19 protein-coding genes are annotated in these 22,486 nt (G+C 64.9%); 7 read left to right on the forward strand and 12 right to left on the reverse strand.

The genetic code is table 11. The annotated features are described in order from the left end of the window. Positions 1-31: 31 nt before the first annotated feature. From Q4I12_RS01995 to Q4I12_RS02050, 12 genes are all read right to left on the reverse strand, one after another. Entirely contained in the window at positions 32-475 is a 444-nt protein-coding gene (locus tag Q4I12_RS01995; protein ID WP_040370153.1) for a universal stress protein, read from the reverse strand. Positions 476-675: 200 nt separating this feature from the next. Beyond that, a complete protein-coding gene (locus Q4I12_RS02000; RefSeq protein WP_168935109.1) occupies positions 676-1,155 on the reverse strand; it encodes a pyridoxamine 5'-phosphate oxidase family protein in 480 nt (159 codons plus the stop codon). A gap of 41 nt (positions 1,156-1,196) precedes the next feature. Then, a complete protein-coding gene (locus tag Q4I12_RS02005) occupies positions 1,197-1,799 on the reverse strand; it encodes a flavodoxin family protein (RefSeq protein ID WP_302260296.1) in 603 nt (200 codons plus the stop codon). A 191-nt stretch (positions 1,800-1,990) separates the two neighbouring features. Next, the gene (locus Q4I12_RS02010; RefSeq protein ID WP_289616214.1) at positions 1,991-2,701 is read right to left on the reverse strand and encodes a Crp/Fnr family transcriptional regulator; all 711 of its coding nucleotides are present in this window, start codon (positions 2,699-2,701) and stop codon (positions 1,991-1,993) included. 129 nt (positions 2,702-2,830) lie between these two features. Further along, complete coding sequence (hcp, locus tag Q4I12_RS02015; protein WP_302260298.1) at positions 2,831-4,417, reverse strand: hydroxylamine reductase; 1,587 nt, start codon at positions 4,415-4,417, stop codon at positions 2,831-2,833. A 154-nt stretch (positions 4,418-4,571) separates the two neighbouring features. After that, positions 4,572-6,386, reverse strand: a complete 1,815-nt coding sequence (locus tag Q4I12_RS02020; protein ID WP_302260299.1) for a DUF697 domain-containing protein — start codon at positions 6,384-6,386, stop codon at positions 4,572-4,574. Between the two features lie 298 nt (positions 6,387-6,684). Next, the gene (locus tag Q4I12_RS02025; protein ID WP_297158580.1) at positions 6,685-7,785 is read right to left on the reverse strand and encodes a lytic murein transglycosylase; all 1,101 of its coding nucleotides are present in this window, start codon (positions 7,783-7,785) and stop codon (positions 6,685-6,687) included. A gap of 1 nt (position 7,786) precedes the next feature. Next, the gene (locus Q4I12_RS02030; RefSeq protein WP_302260301.1) at positions 7,787-8,476 is read right to left on the reverse strand and encodes a LexA family transcriptional regulator; all 690 of its coding nucleotides are present in this window, start codon (positions 8,474-8,476) and stop codon (positions 7,787-7,789) included. A gap of 7 nt (positions 8,477-8,483) precedes the next feature. Then, entirely contained in the window at positions 8,484-9,332 is an 849-nt protein-coding gene (hflC, locus tag Q4I12_RS02035) for a protease modulator HflC (protein WP_297158576.1), read from the reverse strand. Beyond that, entirely contained in the window at positions 9,332-10,492 is a 1,161-nt protein-coding gene (gene hflK / locus Q4I12_RS02040; protein ID WP_297158574.1) for an FtsH protease activity modulator HflK, read from the reverse strand. Before hflK ends, hflC begins: the two co-directional genes overlap by 1 nt. 355 nt (positions 10,493-10,847) lie before the next feature. Continuing rightward, the gene (locus tag Q4I12_RS02045) at positions 10,848-12,512 is read right to left on the reverse strand and encodes a ribonuclease J (RefSeq protein WP_006009140.1); all 1,665 of its coding nucleotides are present in this window, start codon (positions 12,510-12,512) and stop codon (positions 10,848-10,850) included. Positions 12,513-12,522: 10 nt separating this feature from the next. Beyond that, positions 12,523-14,004, reverse strand: a complete 1,482-nt coding sequence (locus tag Q4I12_RS02050) for a TolC family protein (RefSeq protein ID WP_302260304.1) — start codon at positions 14,002-14,004, stop codon at positions 12,523-12,525. Between the two features lie 244 nt (positions 14,005-14,248). Between Q4I12_RS02050 and Q4I12_RS02055 the strand changes: the two genes are divergently transcribed. From Q4I12_RS02055 to tolA, 7 genes are all read left to right on the forward strand, one after another. Further along, positions 14,249-14,998 carry a sulfite exporter TauE/SafE family protein gene (locus tag Q4I12_RS02055; protein ID WP_006009134.1) on the forward strand — a complete coding sequence of 250 codons (750 nt, stop codon included), beginning with the start codon at positions 14,249-14,251 and terminating at the stop codon, positions 14,996-14,998. Between the two features lie 47 nt (positions 14,999-15,045). Then, positions 15,046-16,200 (forward strand): sulfotransferase family protein, encoded by a 1,155-nt coding sequence (locus Q4I12_RS02060; protein WP_302260306.1) that lies wholly within the window; start codon positions 15,046-15,048, stop codon positions 16,198-16,200. A gap of 98 nt (positions 16,201-16,298) precedes the next feature. Continuing rightward, positions 16,299-17,777, forward strand: a complete 1,479-nt coding sequence (locus Q4I12_RS02065; RefSeq protein ID WP_302260308.1) for an SLC13 family permease — start codon at positions 16,299-16,301, stop codon at positions 17,775-17,777. Positions 17,778-18,126: 349 nt separating this feature from the next. Then, on the forward strand, positions 18,127-20,040 hold the full coding sequence (locus Q4I12_RS02070; protein ID WP_302260310.1) for a sigma 54-interacting transcriptional regulator: 1,914 nt from the start codon (positions 18,127-18,129) through the stop codon (positions 20,038-20,040). 239 nt (positions 20,041-20,279) lie between these two features. Further along, positions 20,280-20,975: a MotA/TolQ/ExbB proton channel family protein gene (locus tag Q4I12_RS02075; protein ID WP_302260311.1), complete on the forward strand. Its 696-nt coding sequence runs from the start codon at positions 20,280-20,282 to the stop codon at positions 20,973-20,975. Position 20,976: 1 nt separating this feature from the next. Further along, entirely contained in the window at positions 20,977-21,432 is a 456-nt protein-coding gene (locus tag Q4I12_RS02080; RefSeq protein WP_006009120.1) for an ExbD/TolR family protein, read from the forward strand. Between the two features lie 6 nt (positions 21,433-21,438). Beyond that, on the forward strand, positions 21,439-22,434 hold the full coding sequence (gene tolA / locus Q4I12_RS02085) for a cell envelope integrity protein TolA (protein WP_302260312.1): 996 nt from the start codon (positions 21,439-21,441) through the stop codon (positions 22,432-22,434). The last annotated feature ends 52 nt before the right edge of the window (positions 22,435-22,486 follow it).

Genomic DNA, 22,486 nt, shown 5'->3' on the forward strand with positions numbered 1-22,486 from the left:
AACCGTTGTCAGTTCCCGATCCGGCCGGGACTTACCTGTTGGGGCGAACGGTCAGCACAGGCATGGACGCGTTCTTGACGACCTTTTCGGCCACGGAGCCGAAGAGGATGCGGTCGATGCCCTTGCGACCGTGGGTGCCCATGACGATGAGGTCGGCGCCTTCGTCATTGGCACGGGTCAGGATCTCTTCAGCGGCGTAGCCGATGAGCACCTGGCCCTTGGCTTCCACGCCGGGGAAGTTTTCGGCCACGAAAGCGTCCATGGACTTTTCAGCGCCGGAGACGATCTCGCCCACGAAGTTTTCGATGGTGTTGGGCGGCACATGGAAGCCCACATACTGGCTCAGCGAGGGAGCCGTGTAGACGACGATGATGCTGGCCCCCAAGCCCTTGGCCAGCATGGTGGCGTACTCTGCCACGGCCGCGCTGTGTTCGGAAAGGTCAACCGCGCAAAGAATCTTCTTGATTTCCTTCATGGTACGCTCCATTACCGCCCAAACGGACAGAAGTAAAATGTTGAAAATCCGGTTCCATCAGGAAAGGGGGGATGGCCCTTTTCTCGTCGGCTCCAGAGCCGGCGCAGCCTTTTTTTCCCTTACAACCTCAATGTAAGGACTTTCCCCGCACAAGACAAGGCCTTTTCTCCAATTTGTGCCAAAAAGCACAAACCTTCTTCCTATTCCTTGTCCTTGCGGCGCGGCCCGTTCTTGTGGCGGCAGGTCAGGCTCTCCACATCGATGCGCAGGATATTCACGCGGGCCAGGGCGGCATCGGGCGTGGGGCGCGGGCAGCGCGCGTCAAAGCGCAGGCTGATGGCGTCCAGGGCACGGCGCTTCTCTTCCGTATCGGTCACTTCGCTCACCCGGCCGGTACCGCAAAGGCTGCGGAAGTGGGTGGTGGATTTTTCGCGGATGATGCACACGTCCACCGCCGTGGAAAAGCCCACCCGGCCATCCCGGCGCAGCACGTCGATCTTGCGTCCTTCCAGGGCGCAATGGATGTAGATGCGCCCGTCCAGCCAGACATGGTTGAAGGGCAGCACATAGGGGAAATCCCCGGTCTGAAAAGCCACGAACAGCGATTCCGCCTTGTTGAGGATCTCGCCGGGCAGGGCCGGATCCTCGCTCAGTTCCACGCGGCTGACGATCTTTTCCATGATGTTCTCTCCTCCCCTTGCAGGATAACGGGCCCGCGGGCTCAGGACAAGCGTCCCGCCCCGGCGGACCAGGCAAAAAAGTGGCCGCCGCCCAGTTCTCCGGCGGCATCGGCCCCGGGCAGGGGCAGGCCCTGACGGCAGCGGTCCCAGCAGCGCACCAGCGCCTGACGGTCCGCCCCGTCGGGATGGCGGGCGGCCTCGGCCAGACGGGCCGCACGGGCGGGCGTCATGGGATGGTGGCCCGGTTTGCCCGCCAGCGCCACCAGACGCGGATTGACCCGCCCCTGGCACAAAAAGCCGCCCAGCACCTCGTTGCCGTTGTCCTGCAACAGGCGGCGGGCCGCCGCGAGACACTGGCGGGAATGGTCCGAACCGGGGCGCGTGCCGTGGGTACCGAAAAAAAAGACATGCTTGCCGCGTATGCCCTGCCACAGGCGCAGGCTGCGGCTGTCGGGCAGGCCCCGGCGCACCCAGAAACCCAGAAGCAGCGTCCCGGCATGGTCGAGCAGGGGCGGATGCCCCGTGGGGAATACGGGGGCCCCGGTGGCTCCGGCCAGGGCATCGGCCAGAGAACGGGTATTGCCGGTGATGCTGGAGCAAAGGATGCACGGCGGCAGGGAAAGCTGAGGGATGATGTCTGTCATGGCTGTCATGATGGTGTGGGCTGCCGCCCGCCGCCAGGCCTGCATCACGGTATCAGCGGAGCGCGGCGCACAGAGGCGGAAGCGACATGCAAAAAAATACGACCGGCGCCGGGGCCTGCCTGCGGCCATCATCCGGCCGCACGGTGACGGGCCTTGCAAGGCCGGAGCGGAAAAATACGTCCGAAAGCCCGTTAGTCCTGGGCCCGGCGTTCCAGGACCGCCATGTCCAGCAGCTCCACCCGCCGCCGCTCCAGGCGGATGGCGCCTTCCCGGGCCAGCTTGTTGAGTTCCCGGCTCAGGCTCTCGCGGCTCAGGCCCAGCAGACGGGCCATGAGCTCCCGGGTACCGGGCAGTTCCAGCTGACGGCGCCCTTCCTCCATGCGGGAGCGGTGCAGCAGCCATCCGGCCACCCGCCGGGAGACCGAAATCATCCCCTGCGAGCCGGCCACCTTGTTGACGAACAAACGCTGCCGCGCCGCCAGCACCTGCAAAAGCCAGCGGGCCAGCCGGGGATTCCCGTCCAGCAGCCTGTCCATGGTGGCCCGCTCCAGCCAGAGCAGGCGCCCCGGCCCCAGGGCCACGGCCGTAGCAGGCAGAGGGGCCTCGTAGAACAGGGCCCCCGGATCGGGGAAGGCCCCGCCGCGGGTCAGGTGCAGGACGTACTCCCTGCCCTGCGGGCCCATTTTGACCAGTTTCACCTCGCCGGACAAGACGAAGGGCACATGACGTATCTCGTCCCCTTCACGGAACAGGACATCGCCCGCCCGCATCTCGGCCAGACGGCCCGTGCCCAGCACAAGACCGGTCTCCCTCTCGTCCAGCCAGCGGCCCAGCGGGCTGTGGCGCAGGGCATCCCGCAGGCTCTGGGGATCGGGGGGGCGGTTCCCTTTTTTCTGGTCCATGCGCGACCTCCATGAAAGCTTTGCCCCCGCGGACACAGGGGCAGGAAAAAAAGCCGGACGGGAAAGCAGCCCCGCCGGCCAAAAACACAGGGGAAGACCGCGGTCACGGCCTTCCCCTGCAAAAGAATCTTAGCCCAGGATCGCCTTGAGGTCTTCGTCGGGCGTGGTCACGGGCATGATGTTCCACTGTTCCACCAGCACCTTGAGGATGTTGGGGGACACGAAGGCAGGCAGCGTGGGCCCGAGGCGGATGTTCTTCACGCCCAGGGCCAGCAGGGTCAGCAGGATGCTCACGGCCTTCTGCTCGTACCACGAAAGCACCAGCGACAGCGGCAGGTCATTGACGCCGCACTTCAGGGCATCGGCCAGGGCCAGGGCCACACGCACGGCGGCGTAGGCGTCGTTGCACTGGCCCACGTCCAGCAGGCGAGGGATGTCGCCCAGGCTGCCCAGCTCCTTGTCGAAGAAGCGGAACTTGCCGCAGGCCAGGGTCAGGATCAGGCAGTCGGCCGGGATCTTCTCCACCAGTTCGGTGTAGTAGTTGCGGCCGGGACGGGCGCCGTCGCAACCGCCCACCAAAAAGATGTGGCGCAGCTTGCCCTGGGCCACGGCATCCAGCACGGCGGGCGCGGCACCCAGCAGGGTCTCGCGGCCAAAGCCGGTCAGCACTTCCTTTCCGGGCACGTCTTCGGCGAAGCCGGGCAGTTCCAGAGCCTTCCGGATGACGGCCGAGAAGTCACGCCCCTTGCAATGGACCAGGCCGGGCCAGGACACGTTGCCGGAGGTGAAGACCTTGTCGGCGTAGTCTTTGGGGTCCTGGATGCAGTTGGTGGTGAAGAGCACCGCGCCGGGGAAGGCGGGCAGCTCCTTCTGCTGGTTCTGCCAGGCCGTGCCGTAATGCCCGGCCAGATGCGGGAAGGCATGCAGCAGCGGATAGGCGTGGGCGGGCAGCATCTCGCCGTGGGTGTACACGTTGATGCCCGTATCGCGGGTCTGCTCCAGCAGGGCCAGCAGGTCGGGCAGGTCGTGGCCGGAGATGAGGATGGCCTTGCCCTTGCGCCGGCCCAGGGAGACGGGCGTGGGCACGGGCGTGCCGAACGTACCGGTATTGCCCGCTTCCAGCAGCTCCATGGCGCGCAGGTTGGCCTTGCCGCATTCCAGCACCAGCCCCAGCCAGCCGTTGAGGTCGTGGCTCTCGGGATCCAGTTCGGTGCCGGCACGCAGGCCGCGATACAGGAAGGCGGCCACGTCGGGATCACGCTGGCCCAGCTCGGCGGCATGGTCGGCATAGGCGGCCACGCCCTTGAGGCCGTAGAGCAGGATCTGCATGGCGGAGCGCACGTCCTCGTCGTCGGACAGGCGGTCGATAGCGGTTTCCCGCAGCTCCAGGGCAGCCAGAGGCGTGGGGGCCGGGGCATCGGACACACGGGCGGCCAGGGCCGTGGTGCGCTCCAGGCATTCTTCCTGCACGGCGCGCAGGGAGACGGGATCGAAATTCACATTGGTCAGGGTGGAGAACAGGGCCTTGAAAGCGAAGTCGTCGGTGGCGGTGTCCACGATGCCGGCGTCACGGGCCATCAGGGCCACGGCCGCCAGTTCGCGCAGCTGCCAGACCAGCTTGTCCTGCTGGATGGCCACGGCCTCGTTCTTGCCGCAGATGCCAAGGCGGGTACAGGCCTTGCCCTTGGAGGTCTGTTCACACTGGTTGCAAAACATGGGGGGCTCCTTGTGCTGAGGGGGATGGGTGTCTGTCCATGACACTAGAGCACATCTCCCCGGTTACAACTGTGACCATCGTCACAAAACAGGGAATCTTTTCACAGATCCGCCGGACTGCCGAACGATGTGCGGTAGATTCCGCCCCGTGCGCTCACTTCCAGAAGCGTTTCCAGCCGGAGGCGGGCTCCTCACGGCCGCTCTGCAAACTGCCGCCCAGCCCCAGCCGGTGATCCAGTTCCGCCAGCCACGCCGCGGCCGCCGCGCCGTGTTCCAGCTCCAGGGAGCTGTGGCAGGACAGCACGTCCTCCACTCTGCCCCGCCAGAACGACAGCTGCGGTTCCAGCAGGTCGAGATCGGGATGCCTGTCCACCAGCGTACGCAGCCCGGCGCTCACACCTTCCGCATCGCACAGCCGGGCCAGCTGGCGACGGCGCTTCCAGCCCGGACGCCCCTGCGACCAGACCAGGGCCAGATGCAGGACGAAACGCTCGTCCGCCGTGGCCTCCCGCCGCCGGTTGCCGGGCAGTATGCCCCGCACGGCGCCCAGGACGGCAGTGGTGCCGCTGCTGACGGCTCCGGCCACGGCCTGTCCCGCACCGATGACGGCACCGGCACCGGAGCTCACGGCCCCCACGACGGCCGTACCGCCGCGCGCCACCGCCTGACCGGCAGAAGCGGCCCCGTCGCTCACCGCACCGATGACCGCGCTGGTGCCGCTGCTCACCATGTCCGCCACGGCCCCTGCCCCGCTGCCGACGCTCCCCATGACGGCACTGCCACCGCGCAGCACGGCTTTTTCCGCACTGGCGGCACAATCGCCCACAGCATGGATGACGGCGCTCGTGCCGCTGCCCAGGGCATCCGCCATGGCACCGGCCCCATTGCTGACCGCTCCGGCCACGGCCTGTCCCGCACCGATGACGGCACCGGCACCGGAACTCACGGCCTCGGCCACGGCCGTGCCGCCGCGCGCCACGCTCTGGGCGGCGCCCCGGGTCTTTTCCAGGGCGCTGTCGGCCACGGTGCCCACGGTCTCCGAGATCTTCTGCCCCATGGAGGCAGGCAAGTTCACCAGCTGCTTGCGGAAGGCCTCCACGATGGCCCCCACGGTCTCCCGGGAGATCTCCGCCAGCATGGTGCCCGCCTCCCGGACGCAGGCCTGCTGCCGGGCCTCTTCCCTGCCCAGGGCAGCGAAACGGAAGGCACTGCGCGTGACCACACCGGCCCGGATGGCCAGCAGGCAGTTGGCCGCCCCGTCGATGACGGCGGACGTGCACTGCTGCATCATGGGCCCCATGAGCGGCACGCTGGAGGCCGCCATGGCGGGCGTGACCGCGGGCAGCAGCTCGTTCATGCTCTCGGTGATGGTCCTGGGGATGTCCAGGGCCTCGATGGAAAAGGAAATGAACGTGGCCGAGGAGACCGTGCTGTAGACGCTCCACAGTTCCGCCGGGGTGGGACGCTGGTTGTAGATGCCGGAGACCCGCCAGACCATGCGCGCCAGCGAGACGAACACGATGAGCGCATCCAGACGGCCGTTCTGGGACAGGGCCGTGCCCAGGAACACCCGTTTGGCGCTGTTGCGGATCTCTTCCCCGGCACGGGCGTCCAGCACGTCGAGGGCCTTTTCCAGAAAATGCTCATCCGTGGAGCGGAGGCCTGCGGCACGGACATGGGGATTCTTCTTCAGGCGGCGTTCCAGTTCACGGGCAAAGGCCTGACGTTCCGCCTCCGTAGGATCGTCACGCAAGACCAGACGGGGCGCACGGGCAAACCTGGCCAGGCCCAGCCAGAGCACGGCGCCTGCCTCCAGCGCCAGCAGGGACACGAAGGCCAGCCAGCCCCAGCCGGGAGCCAGCACTTCCACCGTCTGGAAGGCCGTCAGGTCCAGCTGGACCAGCAACATCAGGATAACGAGCATGAAAAGGGCCGCAGCCGCTTTCAGCAAAGTCGAGATAAACGTCATGTCAGCTCCCTGTACGAAGGAAGGATGAGGGGACCCGCCCGCGAAGAACAGTCACGAGAGCAGGCACGGGCCTGCCGGAGCGGCTCTGCCGCGCGACGGAACCGTTCACAACTCAACACGGGGCGCGTCAGCAGGATGTCAGGAACAGGGGATAGGGATCTGCGGAGCACCGAAGGCCCCGGAAAGGAGGAAGGAAGGCGCAGGCGCGTGCACTCCCCGGCAGGGCCGCCGGAACGATCCGTGGCCAGGGGCGCGACCTGTCAAAAAAGGACGGCAGGCGGACCTGCCGTCCCGGGACTCACTTCAGAGCGGCGACACGGTCAGCCAGAGCCATGATGGTGTTGGCGTAGACCGTGGAGTGGTTGTAGCGCATCAGCAGGGCATGCTGGCGCTCGCGGGAAAGCCCGGCCTTCCAGCCGTGCCGGGCAAGATAGTGGGAAAGGCTGGCCACGGCATCGGGCACGGTGAACAGGTCCACACGGCCGTCGCCGTCACCGTCCGCACCGTAGGTGGCGATATTGGACGGCATGAACTGGCACAGGCCCACGGCGCCGTAGATGGAACCGGGCAGATGTTCCGGCGGCACGCGGTCGCGCAGCATGTGTTCCACCAGGGCCCTGGTCTCCTTGTAGGCCCAGTCCGCACGCTTGGGCATGGTCTCGGCGATCCAGTCCATGTGCCGCTCATGGTCGCGCAGCTGCGGCAGCCAGTCGCTGATGCTCTCCGGCGTCCGGCTCACGGCCATGCTGGCCAGGGTGTAGAAGGCGTTCTCCGAGGTATCGCCCAGCACCTTGCCGAGGCGGGTCTCCACGAACAGCAGGGCCGCCGCGATGGACGAAGGGACGCCGTAGCGCTGTTCCGCCTGACGGAAGGCCTTGCTGTTGGCCGTGATGAACTGGCGGCACAGGCGCGCGTTGGCGTCCGTGACCACGCCCTTGTAATACTGCGCCTGCGGCTTGTCCGAAGGCGGCGCGGGAAAGAACTTGCGATTGTAGAGGGCCTTGATCTTGCGGCCCATGGGCGACTGGGTGGGCGTGGCGGGCAGGCCCGCCAGCAGGGCGTCCACCCTGGGCCCGGAGATGCCGTCGGCAGCCAGGCGGCGCGACAGATCCTGCCACACGGGGGCCACGGCCGGAGCGGACGGGCGTGCGGTGGTCCTGGGCGCGGGGGACGCCACGGGCGTCACCGCAGCCGGAGCCGCGGGGGAAGGCCCGAGGGAACGCTCCCTGATGCCGTCATCGCCGCCGCCATCCGCGGACGGCGGCTCCAGGATCACGGTGCCGCCGGCCACCACGTCATCCACGGGCTCCTTGCCGCCGCAGGCAGCCAGCAACAGGCAGAACAGGGCACACAGGACAAGGCGCAGGGCCCCGTGTCCGTCCCTGATGGAGATGCTCATGCTAAACCTCCTGAAAAGTCCAGACCACACGTCCCAGCATGCGGCGCTGCAACAGGGCGGCATCCAGGAACGTTTCGGGGTAATCCGGGGACTGGGCCCTCAGGACATAGCCCTGCTGCGGGCCGTCCAGAAACACCTGGCGGACCACCACGCCTTCCAGCGGGGCGAACAGGGCGTAGGTCCTGCCGGAGACAGGAGCCAGATCCTCTCTATCCACCCCGATATAGGCACCTTCGCGCAGCAAGGGCTCCATGGCCTGGCCGCGCAGACGCAGCACCTGCAGCGAGGGCCGCAGGAAGGCCCGCGGCAGGGGGACCCTTCCGGAAACGGACAGGGCGGGCCTGGGGGCCTCGTCCGTATAGACACCGGCCATGTCGTAGACGTCCACCACGGTGGACCGGGTAAAGTCGTCCCCGTGGCAGGCCACGGTCCTGGCCAGGTTTGGGGGGGCCTCCTGCGGACAATACCCTTTGTCCGTGCGCAGATAGAGGGGCCCCACGCCGTACTTGAGCCAGTCGGGGTTGAGGCCGAAACGCTCGAAGAGCTTCATGTACCAGTCGCCCGGCACGGAGTCGCGGCGCTTGGCGTCCGAGATGCTGGACTGGCGGATATTGAGCAGCTCCGCCAGCTCCACCTGGGTACGGCAATTGGCGGCCAGCTTGATGCGTTCGTAGATTTCCGTAAAGCCCATGATCCACCTACTTCTGCAGATCCAGCAAGGGCACCCGGCTGCCCAGCACCATTTTGCTGTTCTCCTTGAAGGATGTGCGCAGGGCGTCGAGCCAGCGCTGGTAGGAATAGAATTCCGGCGACTTGCCGTAGGCCGCGGCGTAGACGGCGGCCGCCTGGGCATCGCCCTGGCCGTAAAGCACCTGGGCCTCGCGGTTGGCCTCGGCAAGGATGAGGGCCTTCTGGCGGTCGGCATCGGAACGGATGCGCGTGGCCTCTTCCTGGCCTTCGGAACGGTACTGCTTAGCCTGGCGTTCACGCTCGGCCCGCATGCGGTCAAAAATGGAACGCTGGTTCTCCGTGGGCAGGTCGGTGCGCTTGATGCGCACGTCCAGGACCTCCACCCCGTAGGGCTTCATGAGGTCGGAGACCTTTTCCGTCACGCGGGTCATGATGGTGGCGCGCTCCTTGGAGACCACCTCGGTCAGGGTGTAGGCGCCCACCAGGGCCCGCAGCTGCGAATAGACCACGTCGTCCAGGCGGGCCTGCGCACCGGGGATGGTACGCATGGTGCGGTAGAACTGCAGGGGGTCGCTGATGCGCCAGCGGGCGTAGTTGTCCAGCACGATGGTCTTTTTGTCCACGGTGAAGGCCTCGCGCGAGCTGGCGGCGTAGTCGAGCACACGGGCGTCGAAATAGACGACCTTCTGGATGAAGGGCAGCTTGAAGTGCAGGCCGGGCCGGTAGATCTCGGGCAGGGGATCGCCCAGCTGGAGCACCAGGGCCTGCTGGGTCTGGTGCACGGTGAAGCAGCACTGGGTCACGAAAACGGCCAGCGCCAGCAGCAGGACACCGTAAAGGAGGGGATTCTTGGTCATTATTTCTTCTCCGAGGGCAGGACGCCGAAAGCGGGCGTACCCGGAAGAGGCATATGCGGCAGCACCTTGCCGGAGACCCCGCTGTCCAGCAGGGTCTTGTCCTTGGAAGCGGCCAGGATCTCTTCCATGGTTTCGTAATACAGGCGCTGGCGGGTCACGTCGGGAGCCTTTTCGTATTCCTGGCGCAGCGCGTCGAAACGGCGGGACTCGCCTTCGGCCTGCCGCAGGCGCGCCACCCGGTAGGCCTCGGCCTTGTTGAGGATGGCCGCGGCCTCACCGCGGGCCTGCGGCAGCAGGGCGTTGCGGTAGGCTTCCGCCTCGTTGATGATGCGGCTCTTGTCTTCGCGGGCACTGGCCACGTCCTTGAAGGCGTCGCTCACTTCCTGCGGCGGATGCACGTCCTGCATCTGCACGGCCAGCACCTGGATACCGGCCTCGTAGCGGTCCAGGACCTCCTGGAGCAGCACCGTGGCGTCGCTCTGGATCTTCAGCTTGCCGTCGGTGATGGCCGAGTCGATGAGGCTGTTGCCGATGACCTCGCGCATGGCGGCCTCGGCGGCGTTACGCACCAGGTTGGTGGGGTCGCTGATGTTGAACAGGTACTTGACCGCGTCGCTGATTTTGTACTGCACGCTGAACTGGACGTTGACGATGTTCTCGTCACCGGTGAGCATGGAGGCTTCCTTGGGCACGCTGCGCAGCTCGCCCTGGCGGAAGGTGGTGGCCTGCCCGGTGGAGCGGAAGCCCACCTCGCAGCGCAGCACCTGGGTCACCTGGGGCTTGTAGACGGTCTCGATGGGAGCGGGCAGCGCGTAATGGGGGCCGGGGCCTTCGGTGCGGTCGTACTTGCCAAAGCGCAGCACCACGCCCTCCTCGTCAGGGTTGACGATATAGATGCCCGACAAAAGCCACAGGCCCACCAGGCCCAGCACCAGCCAGATCACCATGCCGCCCGGCATCTTCATGCCGGAAAGCTTTTTCAGGGCATTCCCGCCGTCGAAGCCGTTATCGTCGCCCCCGTTGCCGGAAGGCGAACGCCGGGCACGCCGGGGCTGTTCGTCCTGGGTGTCATTATCATCATCACCGAAGAGCGGACGGGAGGGGCGCTGCCCCTGCTGCCGTTGCCGTTTTTCCTGCAATTTATCCCAATCCCAAGTCATGTGGAGGACATCCCTTTTGCTGAATGGGGTTAAAGAACGCCTTAGGACCGGCGATCACAGCCGGAATGTCCGGGCTGTACGCCGTTGCCCGCGGCAGGAACCATCCTGCCGGAAGCCCGCTCATCCTGCGGGACAGGCCTGACGCGCACGGTAAAGGCTACAAATATTAAGTTGATACGTCACTGTGGTCAAGGCGAACGGTCTTTCTTGACGACCGGGCGCAAAAGACAGGCATTATGGCAAGAAATACCTGTCCTCTGTCAGCATGCCCGCCTTTCCGCATCATGCCAAAAAAAGTAAAACAGGGCCGCGGCGGCACCACTCCTCTGTTCATTCCTGTAAAGATTCAAAAGAGTCATACCTCGCTGACGATGGGGACGACCACCGGATCACGTTCCAGGACCCGGCGGAAAAAGCGCCGCAGCGAGGCCCGGATGCCTTCCTGCAGACGGGTGAGCTGGCCGGGGCGGACGGATTCGATCTCGTCCAGCACCAGGCATTTGGCATCTTCCAGCACATGGCTGTAGTGCTGCTCGAACACGAAGCCCTTGGAGAACATCTCCGGCCCGTGCAGCACGCTGCCGGTCTCGGCATCCAGCACCAGCACCACGATGACCATGCCCTCGTCGCCGAGGATGCGGCGCTCGCGCAGCACGGCCGAGCCCACGTCGCCCACGCCCTTGCCGTCCACCAGCGTGCATTCCACCGGCACGGGCGGCTCCAGACGGATGCCGTCCGGCAGCAGGGTCAGGGGACAGCCGTCCTCCAGCAGGACCACGTTGTCGGGCTTGACGCCGCACTCGCGCGCCAGCTGCCCGTGCTTGAACAGATGGCGGTACTCCCCGTGTACGGGCACGAAATATTCAGGCCGCACCGCGCCCAGCAGTTCGCGCAATTCGTCACGGTGGGCGTGGCCCGAGGCGTGGATGGCCCGCACGCTCTCGTACAGGACCGTGGCCCCCAGGCGATACATCTCGTTGATGAGGCGCGACACGGCCTTGACGTTGCCGGGGATCATGCGCGAGCTCATGACCACGGTGTCGCCCTTGCGGATGCTGAGCTGGCGGTGGCCGCCCAGCACCATGCGCGACAGCGCGGACAACGGTTCGCCCTGGGCGCCGGTCACCACCAGCACCAGCTGCTCGTCGGGCAGGTCGGGCACGCCGTTATGGGCGTTGAAAAAGCTGGGCGGCAGCTTGGCGATGCCCAGATCGCGGGCCATCTCGATATTGTTGGCCAGAGACTTGCCGCTGATGACCACGGTGCGCCCGCGCTCGCGCGCCAGGTCGAAGACTTCCTGGATGCGCTGGATGTGGCTGGAGAACAGCGTCACCACGATGCGGCCCGGGGCCTCGTCGAAGACCTTGCCCAGGGACTCCATGACGGCCCTTTCGGTAAGGGAACGGCCGTCGCGCTCTACATTGGTGGAATCGGAGAACAGCAGGCGCGCGCCCTCCGGCCCGGCGAAGTCGCGAAATGTCGCCAGATCCGTGCCGCTGCCGGCCAGGGGCTGGGGATCGATCTTGAAGTCCCCGCTGTGGACGATGCGGCCCACGGGCGTCTCCACGCCCAGGCCGAAACCTTCGGGGATGGAATGGCACACGGGGAAAAAATGGAAGGTCATGTCGCCCAGGGCCACCTGGTCACCGGGCTCCACCGGGCACAGCTCCACCCAGTCCAGCAGCTCGTGCTCCCTGAGTTTGTGCTCCACCAGGGCCAGGGTGAAATAGGAGCCGTAGATGCGCGTGCCGCGCAGCTGGGGCACCAGCCACGGCAGGGCGCCGATGTGGTCTTCGTGGCCGTGGGTCAGGACGATGCCCAGCAATTTGTCGCGCACGGCGCTCACCGCGCCGAAATGCGGGATGACCACGTCCACGCCCAAATGGAAATCATCCGGGAACATCAGGCCGCAGTCCACCATGACCACGCCCGCGGAAGTCTCCCACAGCTGGCAGTTGAGACCGATCTCCCCCAGACCACCCAGGGGAGTCACTGTCAAAAATTGTTCAGAATCACTCATACGGGACCGTCTATTTTCTTCTGGCGGCGCCACCTTCCCGCAGCAGGTCGGGATGATATTCGCCCATGGCTACATAGATCTGGGAAAGGGCCGTCAGGTAGTCGGCCTTGGCACCGGTCAAAGAGGACTGGGCCGAAGTGAGATTGGCCGAGGCGTCCAGTACGTCGAAGTTGGTGCCCACATGCTCGTGGTAACGGGCCAGGGCCACGTTATAGGCCTCCGTGGCCTGCGCCACGCTGTTCTGGGCCACGGCGATGCGCTTGCGGGCCTCCTGCACGGCCAGATACTTGGACTTGATGTCGTAGCCCACTTCCAGCTTGAGGTTCTCCTGCTCGTAACGCATCTTGGTCACCTGCCAGCCGGCCTGCTTGTCGGCATAGTAGGTGGTGCCCCATTCGAACACGTTCCAGGTGGCCTGCGCCCCCACTTCCCAGTTGGTGACGTGCGAGCCGTTCTCGCCGGAACGCTGCATGCCGGGCGTGTTGCCGCTCTGCGTCATGCTGTAATAGCCCTCGATCTGGGGGTAGTAGTCGCTCTGCACTTCCTTCTGGCTCTTGCGGGCGATCTCCACGGCCTTCTGGGCCACATACAGGTCGGGGCGCTGGCGGTAGGCCAGTTCCAGGCACTGCTCCAGCGTATAGCGGAAGCCCACTTCCTTGAGCGTGCCGGTATAGGTATTGACGGCCGTGGCGTCGAAGCCCAGCAGGGTGTTGAGCCTGGCCAGAGTGGTGGCCTGGGTGTTCTCGGCCTCGATGAGCAGGCGCTCGGCCTCGCTCACGTCCACTTCGGCCTGGAGCACGTCCAGACGGGGGCTCAGGCCCACTTCGAAATAGGCCTGGGCGATGCGCAGCTGCTCGCGCAGGCGGGCCAGGCTGTCGCGCATGCTGCGGGTGTTCTCGCCGGCTTTCAGGTATTCCAGGAACGCCGTCTGCACCTGCTCGGTCATGTCCAGCTCGGCCTTGCGCAATGAAGCCTTGTCGCTGTCGGCCTGCAGGGCGGCCTTCTGGTAGGTGGAGAGCAGGCGGAAGCCCTGGAAGATGGGCTGGGTCACTTCGATGCCCCAGCTGTAGACGCCCATCTTGGGGTTCTTGGTGCCCATGGTGGCGGAAGGATCACGCTTGCTCTCGGTCTTGGTGGCGGAATAGCTCACGCCCAGGCGCGGACCGAAGGCACCGCGCGCGGATTTTCGCCCTTCTTCGGAGGAACGGCTCTCGGCTTCCTGCGCCCCCAGGCCGGGGTTGAAGCGCAGGGCATGCTCCACGGCATCGGACATGCCGATGCTCTTGCCCGCCACGGGCCTGTCCGCCGTCTCGGCCGAGCGCTGGCCGCTATAGACGGGCTGCCGGGCAACGGCATCCTGCCGGCCGGCGGACGCGGCAAAAGAAGCCTGGGAAGACCCCAGCAGGACCACGCACAAGACCGCCGTGCCCAGATGCCGGACACAGCGTCCCCGGAAGGAAGAAAAGCTTTTCATCAACATAGGTCGCAGCATACACCCTCACCGGCGGGCTTGCAATGCGCTTGTCGGCGGCCTGGGCAAGGGCGGCGCGTGATAGCGGCCTTTTGTCCGCAACACTCCACATTTCGATCGTTTCACCTCTTTTTTGCAAAAAACGCATTGCGGCAGCCCGGCCCATATGCAGAAAAAGACATAATAAAAACAATATATTAAATATTATTTTTTCTTTGGCACGCTGCTTGCTCAGCTTGTGAACAACATCACATCGGAGCAAGCCATGATCATTATCCTCCTGGCCGTCGCCCTCATCGTCGGCGGCCTCATCGGAACAGTAGGCGTGGGCGGCATCCTGCTGATCCCCGCCCTGAGCGGCCTTGGCGGCCTGACGACCCATGCGGCCATGGCCACGTCCCTGTTCAGCTTCATCTTTACCGGGCTTCTGGGTACCTGGCTGTACTGCAAACACGGCAGCATCCACTGGGGCATCACCATACCCGTCTGCATAGGCGGTCTTGTGGGCGGCTACCCCGGGGCCCTGGCCAACGCCATCGCACCGGCCTGGATCCTCAACCTCATCCTGGGGTGCATCATCATCTTCGCGGGCATCTATGCCCTGTTCCCCGCCAAAGGCGGCACCATCACCTACCGCCCCGGTGACGGCCGGCAGCGTCTGCAACTGCTGCTCATCGGCGCCACCGTGGGATTCGGCTCGGGCCTGACCGGCGTGGGCGGCCCCGTGCTGTCCGTGCCCCTCATGGTCATCCTGGGATTCACCCCCCTCACCTCCATCGCCACCAGCCAGGTCATCCAGATCACGGCTGCCACTTCCGGCTCCATCAGCAACTTCGCCAACGGTTTCGTCGACCTGCACATGGCGCTTCTGGTCACGGTGGCCGAGCTCGCCGGTGTCGTGGCCGGCGCGAAGCTGGCCCACAGCGTCTCGTCCGGCGTCCTGAAAAAAATGGTTTCTGTCGTCTGCATCGTCGTGGGCGCATTCATCTTCGTCCGCGCCCTGCTGCAGGCCTGATCGAAAAGACCCCCAACGTCAAAAAATCCCCAACAAGGAGAAAAACCATGCCTCTCAACCTCCAAGAACGTCCCATCTTCATGATTGGTGCCGAACGCTCCGGCACGACCCTGGTCATGGCCCTGCTGGGTTGCCATTCCCGCATCGCCGTTCCGGAAGTGGTCTGGTACTATCCCCGCTTCTACCCCTATCTGCACACCTACGGCGACCTGTCCGTCGAAGCCAACTTCCGCACTCTGGCCCAGGAGATGGTCTTTGGCCTCAAGACTCCTTTCTGGGGGATGAAGGTCAACCCCCGTACCATCGTCGATGAAGTCATCGAGCTGGCCCCCGAACGCAGCTTTGCCGGTCTGTACGCAGGTATGCACATGCGTTTTGCCCAGTATGTGAACAAGCCCCGCTGGGGCGAAAAAACGCCGCACAACCTCTACTTCGTGGGCCCCATGCACCACGATTTCCCCAATGCCCAGTTCATCTACATCACCCGGGACGGCCGTGACGCCAGCGTAGACTACATGGAATCCTCCTTTGGCCCCACCAACATCTATTGCGCGGCCCAGTCCTGGAAGCGCTGCTGGAACGCCGTCAAGGAATGGCGCGAACCTCTGCGTGAAAAAGGTCTGTGGCTGGACGTGCGCTACGAAGAGCTGGTGCGTGAACCGGAAAAAGTCATGCGCGGCGTGTGCGAGTTCCTGGGCGAGGACTTCGAAGAAGGCATGTTCGATTTCTACAAGACCGATATGTGCAAGGCTCGCGGCGCTTCCCGCGACCATGCGCCTCTGGGCAAGCCCATCAGCGACAAGTATATCGGTATCCACAAGGATCTGCTCTCCCTGCGTGACCAGCGCATCTTTGCGGCCGTGGCCGGCAAGGAGCTGGAAGAAGCCGGCTATACCAACACGGTGGAGCCCGAGATGCCCAGCCAGCGCATGGTCGAAAAATATCTGGAATTCGACGGCCGCATCCGCGCCGCCACCCTGGATGGTTTTGAAGGCCACATCGTCTTCGAGAGCTATAATGACTGGCTGGTGGACCAGCGTGAAGAACGTCGCAAGCAGGGCCTGTGGGATCCCGCCACGGCCCCCAAGGTTTTCCCTGCCGGCGATCCCGACGAGGAATACATCATTGGCCTGCGCGCGTCCGACAAGTGGAAGAAGCACTTCTCCATCAAGCGCCGCTATGTTGGTGATGTCGTCCTTTAGGACGCCCGGCCATCTGTAGTCTGCCCGGATCCCTGCGGGCGGCATGATATCGAGGGGCGGGCCACACGGCCCGCCCGGAATAAGGACTGGAGCCCGTCATGTCTGAATCGTCGTCTTCTTCCCGTCTGTTGCATCTCCTGGGAGGGCCTGCCCTGCTGCTGCTTGCCCTGGCCCTGCCCATTTTCGGCCCCATCGAGTCCCGCTTCGGTTTCGGCATCCTGTTCTGGATGGTCTGGTGGTGGATCACCTGCGTCGTGGACATCAAGCTGACCTGCCTCGTGCCCATCTTCGTGGCCTGCGTCTACAGCTACATGCCGCTGGGCAAAGTGCTGGAGGCGTATGTGCATCGTGAGGCCGTCCTCATCTTCGGCGCCACGGCCATCACCTGCGCCTGGGTGCGCTGGGGCTTTGCCCGCCGCCTGGCCCTGAACTTCCTCATGCGCGTCAACGGCAGCGTGCGCGCCCAGACCGCGGGCTGGTTCCTCCTTTGCGGGGTCACTTCCTTCGTGGTGGGCAACACCACCGTGGCCGCCATGTTCGCCCCTGTGGCCGTGGCATCCCTGATGTACGCCGGTTTCAACACCAACGAGCAGCGCTGGCAGTCCAAGGCGGCGTCCAACATCCTCATCGCCGTGGCCTGGGGCGCCAGTGTGGGCGGCATGGCCACCCCGCTGGGCGGCGGTCAGTCCGTGGTGACCTATGGTCTGCTCAACAAGTACCTGGGGCACGATATCTACTTCATCGACTGGACCCTGCGCATGGTGCCCATTTCCCTGCTTGTCATCGCCGGTGTGGGCCTCATGATGTACTTCATGCATACGGACATGGAGCGCTTCAGCGGCAGCAAGGAATTTTACCGGCAGGAACTGGAAAAGCTCGGCCCCATGACCTATGAGGAAAAGGTTTCTCTCTACGGTTTCGCGCTGGCCATCCTCCTGGCCGTCCTCCAGCCCCTGTACGCCCCGTACACCAAGGGGCCCCAGTGGTCCTGGCTCAAGCCGACCCAGTTGTTCTGCATCATCCCGCTGCTCATGCTGTTCTGGCCCGCCCGCAACGCCAAGGATGAGACCATCCTGTCCGTCAAGGCCCTGCGCGAGCATTTCCCCATCACCATCCTCTTCATGTGGCCCGCCTCTGTGGCCCTGAGCAAGATCTTGGCCACCACGGGCGCCGGTACGGTGTTCGGGAGCTGGATCACGCCCCTGGTCGGCATCAATGACACCCTGTCCATCGTGGCCTGGAGCGTGGCCTCCAACGCCCTGTCCCAGGTGACCAGCGATACCGCGGCCGCCGGTGTCATGGTGCCCCTGGCCATCGAATCCATGGCCAACTGGCGCGGGCTGGCCTTTGGGGCCGTGCCCTGGGTCTGGGTGACGGGCTCGGCCATCAGCTGGTCGTACGCAGTGGCTTCCGCCACCGGTGCCCAGGGCATCGTGGCCGGTTATGGCGCCAACCTCCGCACCATGTTCGTCTGGGGCATGATCGCGGCGCTCATCTCCGTGCTGCTGACGATCCTCTACTTCTGGTTCACCGTCGTGGTCCTCGGTCTGGACTTCTACATCATGCCGCCGGTGTAGCGACCATGTTTCCCGCCATGTCCGGCCTGTTCCCTCGCTTCCGGGCCCGGCATGGCGGCAGATATTCGGCAAGGCGGCCGTGCCGCCCTTCCGATCCCGCGGCGGGGCACACCACACCTCCCCCCGCCGCTCCGGGGCTGTCGTACCGAGCGACAGTCCCGGACCTGCATTGACAGCCGCGACATCCCAAGACAATTTTATGGATAAAGATGAGAAAACTAGCTAATGCATAGACGATACTGAAAGATGTCGTCCGTCGCCTGTCTTTGCGGGCCCCCTGCCTCTTGAAGCCGTATGCCCGGTGTCATTCCGACGGCCCGCACCATATCCCATCGGAGCAGGAGACATTATGTTGTCTACTTCCTTTTCCTTCGCCTTCGTTTCGAACTCCGCTGTGGTGGCAGAAAAGGTCCAGACCTATGCCCAGGAGCATGGGTGGCCGCTGGAAGAAGTCCGTCTGGCTACCATGGAAGAGGCGCTGCCCGTGGCCAAACAATTGTTCGACCAGGGTGTGGATGTGATCCTGGGCGGCGGCGGAACCGGGAAGCTCCTGCGCCGTCATCTGAACGAACCCGTCGTCACCATCTCCCGGAGCCATATGTCCATCTTGCAGGCCCTGATGGAAGCCCGCGAATATACGGACAATGTGGCCGTGACATGCTATAACGCCACCCCCCCCTGGTCGGAACTGTTCTCCCGCCTGCTGCACATCCGCCTGCAGCCTATCCGTTTCACCAACTCCCGGGAACTGACCCTGGGCATCACCCAGGCCATCGCCCAGGGCGCCGGCTGCGTCGTGGGGGGCGGCGTCTGCGTCTCCATCGCGCAGGCCCACCACTGCCCGGGCATCGTGGTCTGTCCGGGCAACGAGGCCCTGGAACGGGCCTTCGAGGAAGCGTCCAACATCGCCCAGGCCCGCCGCCGTGACCGCGAACACGCGGCCTGGCTCCAGGACGTGGTCGATGCCCTCCATGAAGGAGTCATCGGGGTCGACCCTGCGGGCAAGCTGGCCCTCAGCAATCCCGTGGCCAGACAGGCCCTGGGACAGGATCGGCTCCGGGACGGCTGGGCACTGCAGCACCTTGGCCTTGCCGAAAGCCTGGAAACGGGACGGCCCACAGAAGGTACCCTGAAAGGGGAGAACGGCCAGGATCTTGTCTTCACCAGCAGCGCCGTAGTGGTCGATGGGGTCCAGAAAGGCGCCCTGAGCGTCCTGACGCCCGATGTCGTCCTGACGGATCTGCAACGGCGCCTCAAGCATTCCCGCCAGGCAGGCCTGCGGGCCAGGTTCACGCTGAACGACCTTCTTGGCGAGAGCTCTTCCATGAAGACCCTGCGGGTACACGCCCAGCGTTTCGCCGAGTCCGACGCGGGGATATACATCCACGGGGAAAGCGGGACAGGCAAGGAATTGCTGGCGCATGCCATCCACAATGCCAGCCCCAGGCGCCACGCGCCCTTCGTGGCCGTCAACTGCGGTGCCCTGCCGGAAAGCCTGCTGGAGAGCGAGCTGTTCGGCTATGCCGAGGGGGCGTTCACCGGCGCCCGTCGCGGCGGCAAGCAGGGCCTGTTCGAACTGGCGCAGGATGGCACCATCTTCCTGGACGAGATCGCGGACATCAGCGCCGCCGTGCAAGTCAGGCTCCTGCGTGTCCTGGAAAGCGGCGAGATCTTCCGCCTTGGCGGAGACAGGCCCGTGACCGTCAATGCCCGCGTGGTCTGCTCTTCCTGGAAAGATCTCGTGCAGGAGGTCAGGGAAGGGCGCTTCCGGGCGGATCTTTACTACCGCCTGACGCTGCTGCGCCTGGAGATGCCCCCCCTGCGTGAACGCCTCCAGGACATGACCTTGCTGGTCCGGCATATCATGCGCCGCATGGGGATGATCCACAAAAAGATGCCCCCCGAAGCCATCGAGCTTCTTTGCAGCTATCCCTGGCCCGGCAACGTGCGCGAGCTGGACGCATTGCTGCGCCGCTACTGCCTGATGTCCACCAGCGATGCCTTCCAGATGCCCCTGCTGCAGGAGCTGCTGCTCGACATGCGCCAGACGCAGGGCATCCTGGCCTCGCCCCGCAGGGTACCCGAGAACCGGGAGGAACAGGACCTGCCCGCAAGCGGCAGCCTGCGCCAGCGCCTGCGCCTCATGGAAAAGAAGATCATCCGCCAGGAACTGGTCCGCCAGCAGTACAGCAAAAAAAGCACTGCCCGCTCCCTGGGGATCAGCCTCAATACCCTCTGGCGCAAGATGTGCGATGCGGACTAGGGCGGGAGACAGCGCTCCCTGCCGCCGTCCTCCCCGTCGACACAGAAAAAACGCTTGAAAAAAGACGGCGAACGTTGCATTCTCCGGGCGGTTCAAAGCCGCGTACAGCCGTTGTCTTCCGGGCCCCCGGATGGCAGGGGCTCTTTGGCGTTTTCTTTTTTCCGCTGCATACGTGCTGGGTCCGGCAGGGCACAGGATCCATCCCAGGCACACCATTTTTCCATCTCCAGGAGTGATACATGGAGTTCAGTTTCTTTTCGATGATCAGCCAGGCCAGTCTCGTGGCCAAGATCGTGCTGTGCATCCTGGTGCTCATGTCCGTGGGCAGCTGGGGCATGATGATCCAGAAAACCCTGGCCCTCAACGCCGCCTACCGCAAGGCCCTGCAGGGCACCGACCTGTTCGAGAAGGCCCCCAGCCTGCGTGAGGCCGTGCTCTCCCTGGGCTCCGACCGTGCGTCCCCGCTCTATTTCGTGGCCCATCAGGGCGTGATGGAGTTCAACCGCTCCAAGGAAGCCGGCAACAGCAGCGAGATCGTGGTGGACAACGTGCGCCGCTCCCTGCGCCAGGGCGTGGCCAGCGAGATGGCCCGTCTAGAGCGTTCCCTCTCCCTGCTGGCCACCGCCGCCAACACGGCCCCCTTCATCGGCCTGTTCGGTACGGTGTGGGGCATCATGCACTCCTTCCACTCCATCGGCATGCTCAAGTCCGCCTCCCTGGCCACGGTGGCCCCCGGCATCTCCGAAGCCCTGGTGGCCACGGCCATCGGTCTGGGCGTGGCCGTGCCCGCCACCATCGGTTTCAACATCTTCATGGGCAAGCTCTCGCAGGTGGACACCCTGCTGGTGAACTTTGCCGGCGTGTTCCTCAACCGCGTGCAGCGCGAACTCAATGCCCACCGCCCCGTGCAGCGCACGGGCACCACGGAGATGTAAGATGGGCGCCAGCGTGGGCGGCAACAACCGCTTTGTCTCCGAGATCAACGTGACGCCCTTCGTGGACGTCATGCTGGTGCTGCTGATCATCTTCATGGTGGCCACTCCCATGATGAGCCAGGGGCTGGAAGTGGACCTGCCCCAGACCAAACAGGTGGAAGTGCTGCCGACCGAAAACGACAACATGATGCTGACCGTCCGCCACGACGGCAAGATCTTTCTGGACGAATACGAGGTCCAGACCATGGACGATCTGGAAGGTTACCTCCAGACCCTGGTCAAGGAAAAGAACAAGACCCTTTTCCTGCGTGCCGACAAGGAAGTCCCCTATGGCGTGGTGGTGGATGTCATGGGCCGCATCAAGGCCGTGGGCATCGAAAAGCTCGGCGTGGTGGCCGATTCCTCCGAGAGCCTGTCGCCCGCTGCCGCCGCGGCAGCCGCCAAAGGCGGGAAGTAGTCAGCGATGAACTGGGCCTCGTATCTTCTTTCCCTCTGCCTGCATCTGGCGGTCTTCCTGCTGATCATGTTCTGGCCCAGCTCGCCTCCGGTGAACCTGGAGACGCCGCCGGTGATGATCAGCCTGGTGGACGGCGCTCCGGGCGGCAACCGCACGCCCTCGAGCATCCTGGGCAAGATGGGCAAGCCCACGGACGGCCCCAGGGACGTCTCGCCCCCGGCCAAGAAGGCCGACGCGGCCGCGCCCGAACGGCCGGAGGTCAAGGCCGACCCCACGGCGGACAAAGCCCGTCCGGTGGAGGCCAAGCCCGAACCCAAGGTCGAGCGCAAGCCTGAGCCCAAGCATGAGGTCAAGCCCAAGCCCGAACCCAAGGACGCCACTCCCGTGGCCGAGAAAAAAGACAAGAAAAAGAAAGAGGACAAGAAAAAGGACGACGACAAGAAGCCCGAAAAGCCCAAGAAGGACGACAAGAAGAAGGACGATAAAAAGTCCACGCCCAAGGACGACAAGAAGACCGACAAAAAGGCCGACAAACCGTCCAAGGGCGACCCCGTGGCCGCAGCCATGAACCAGGCCCGCCGCGAAGCCACGTCCCGCGTCGAATCCGGGGACAAGGGCAGCAGCGTGGAACAGGCCCTGGCCCAGGCCCGCCGCAATGCCGGCGGCGATGGCGGCGGCGGTGGCGGCGAAGGCGACGGCCCCGGCGGCGGTGGCCTCAACGACGTCTACATGGGTCAGGTCATGCTTGCCGTGCGCCCCAACTGGAGCTTCACTTCCGCCACGCGCCTGAACCTGGTCTGCGTGGTCCGGGTCAAGGTCAACCTGCAGGGCGAAGTGGAAAAAGTCGACGTGACGCAAAGCTCCGGCAACGCGCAGTACGACTCCTCGGCGGCCAACGCCATCTGGCGCACCAGCCGGGCGGGGGCGTTCCCGCCGCCGCCGTCGGAACAGTACACCGAGCTGGACCTTGTCTTCACCCTCAATGAACTCATGGGCCGCTAACCGGTCCGTCAAGGCGGTCGTGCCCGGTGGTGCGGCCGCCTTGCTGTCTTGA

The organism is Desulfovibrio piger, from assembly GCF_951793255.1.
Taxonomy (GTDB): Bacteria; Desulfobacterota; Desulfovibrionia; order Desulfovibrionales; family Desulfovibrionaceae; genus Desulfovibrio.

Bases quoted from the DNA above. Each gene is read 5' to 3' on its own strand.
- hflC (WP_297158576.1), bottom strand. From the start codon at position 9,332: ATGACCAAGAATCCCCTCCTTTACGGTGTCCTGCTGCTGGCGCTGGCC.
- Q4I12_RS02060 (WP_302260306.1), top strand. From the start codon at position 15,046: ATGCCTCTCAACCTCCAAGAACGTCCCATCTTCATGATTGGTGCCGAA.
- Q4I12_RS02010 (WP_289616214.1), bottom strand. From the start codon at position 2,701: ATGGACCAGAAAAAAGGGAACCGCCCCCCCGATCCCCAGAGCCTGCGG.
- Q4I12_RS02030 (WP_302260301.1), bottom strand. From the start codon at position 8,476: ATGGGCTTTACGGAAATCTACGAACGCATCAAGCTGGCCGCCAATTGC.
- Q4I12_RS02025 (WP_297158580.1), bottom strand. From the start codon at position 7,785: ATGAGCATCTCCATCAGGGACGGACACGGGGCCCTGCGCCTTGTCCTG.
- Q4I12_RS02045 (WP_006009140.1), bottom strand. From the start codon at position 12,512: ATGAGTGATTCTGAACAATTTTTGACAGTGACTCCCCTGGGTGGTCTG.
- Q4I12_RS02000 (WP_168935109.1), bottom strand. From the start codon at position 1,155: ATGGAAAAGATCGTCAGCCGCGTGGAACTGAGCGAGGATCCGGCCCTG.
- Q4I12_RS02065 (WP_302260308.1), top strand. From the start codon at position 16,299: ATGTCTGAATCGTCGTCTTCTTCCCGTCTGTTGCATCTCCTGGGAGGG.
- Q4I12_RS02020 (WP_302260299.1), bottom strand. From the start codon at position 6,386: ATGACGTTTATCTCGACTTTGCTGAAAGCGGCTGCGGCCCTTTTCATG.
- Q4I12_RS02070 (WP_302260310.1), top strand. From the start codon at position 18,127: ATGTTGTCTACTTCCTTTTCCTTCGCCTTCGTTTCGAACTCCGCTGTG.
- hcp (WP_302260298.1), bottom strand. From the start codon at position 4,417: ATGTTTTGCAACCAGTGTGAACAGACCTCCAAGGGCAAGGCCTGTACC.
- Q4I12_RS02055 (WP_006009134.1), top strand. From the start codon at position 14,249: ATGATCATTATCCTCCTGGCCGTCGCCCTCATCGTCGGCGGCCTCATC.
- Q4I12_RS02005 (WP_302260296.1), bottom strand. From the start codon at position 1,799: ATGACAGACATCATCCCTCAGCTTTCCCTGCCGCCGTGCATCCTTTGC.
- Q4I12_RS01995 (WP_040370153.1), bottom strand. From the start codon at position 475: ATGAAGGAAATCAAGAAGATTCTTTGCGCGGTTGACCTTTCCGAACAC.
- tolA (WP_302260312.1), top strand. From the start codon at position 21,439: ATGAACTGGGCCTCGTATCTTCTTTCCCTCTGCCTGCATCTGGCGGTC.
- Q4I12_RS02050 (WP_302260304.1), bottom strand. From the start codon at position 14,004: ATGCTGCGACCTATGTTGATGAAAAGCTTTTCTTCCTTCCGGGGACGC.
- Q4I12_RS02075 (WP_302260311.1), top strand. From the start codon at position 20,280: ATGGAGTTCAGTTTCTTTTCGATGATCAGCCAGGCCAGTCTCGTGGCC.
- Q4I12_RS02080 (WP_006009120.1), top strand. From the start codon at position 20,977: ATGGGCGCCAGCGTGGGCGGCAACAACCGCTTTGTCTCCGAGATCAAC.
- hflK (WP_297158574.1), bottom strand. From the start codon at position 10,492: ATGACTTGGGATTGGGATAAATTGCAGGAAAAACGGCAACGGCAGCAG.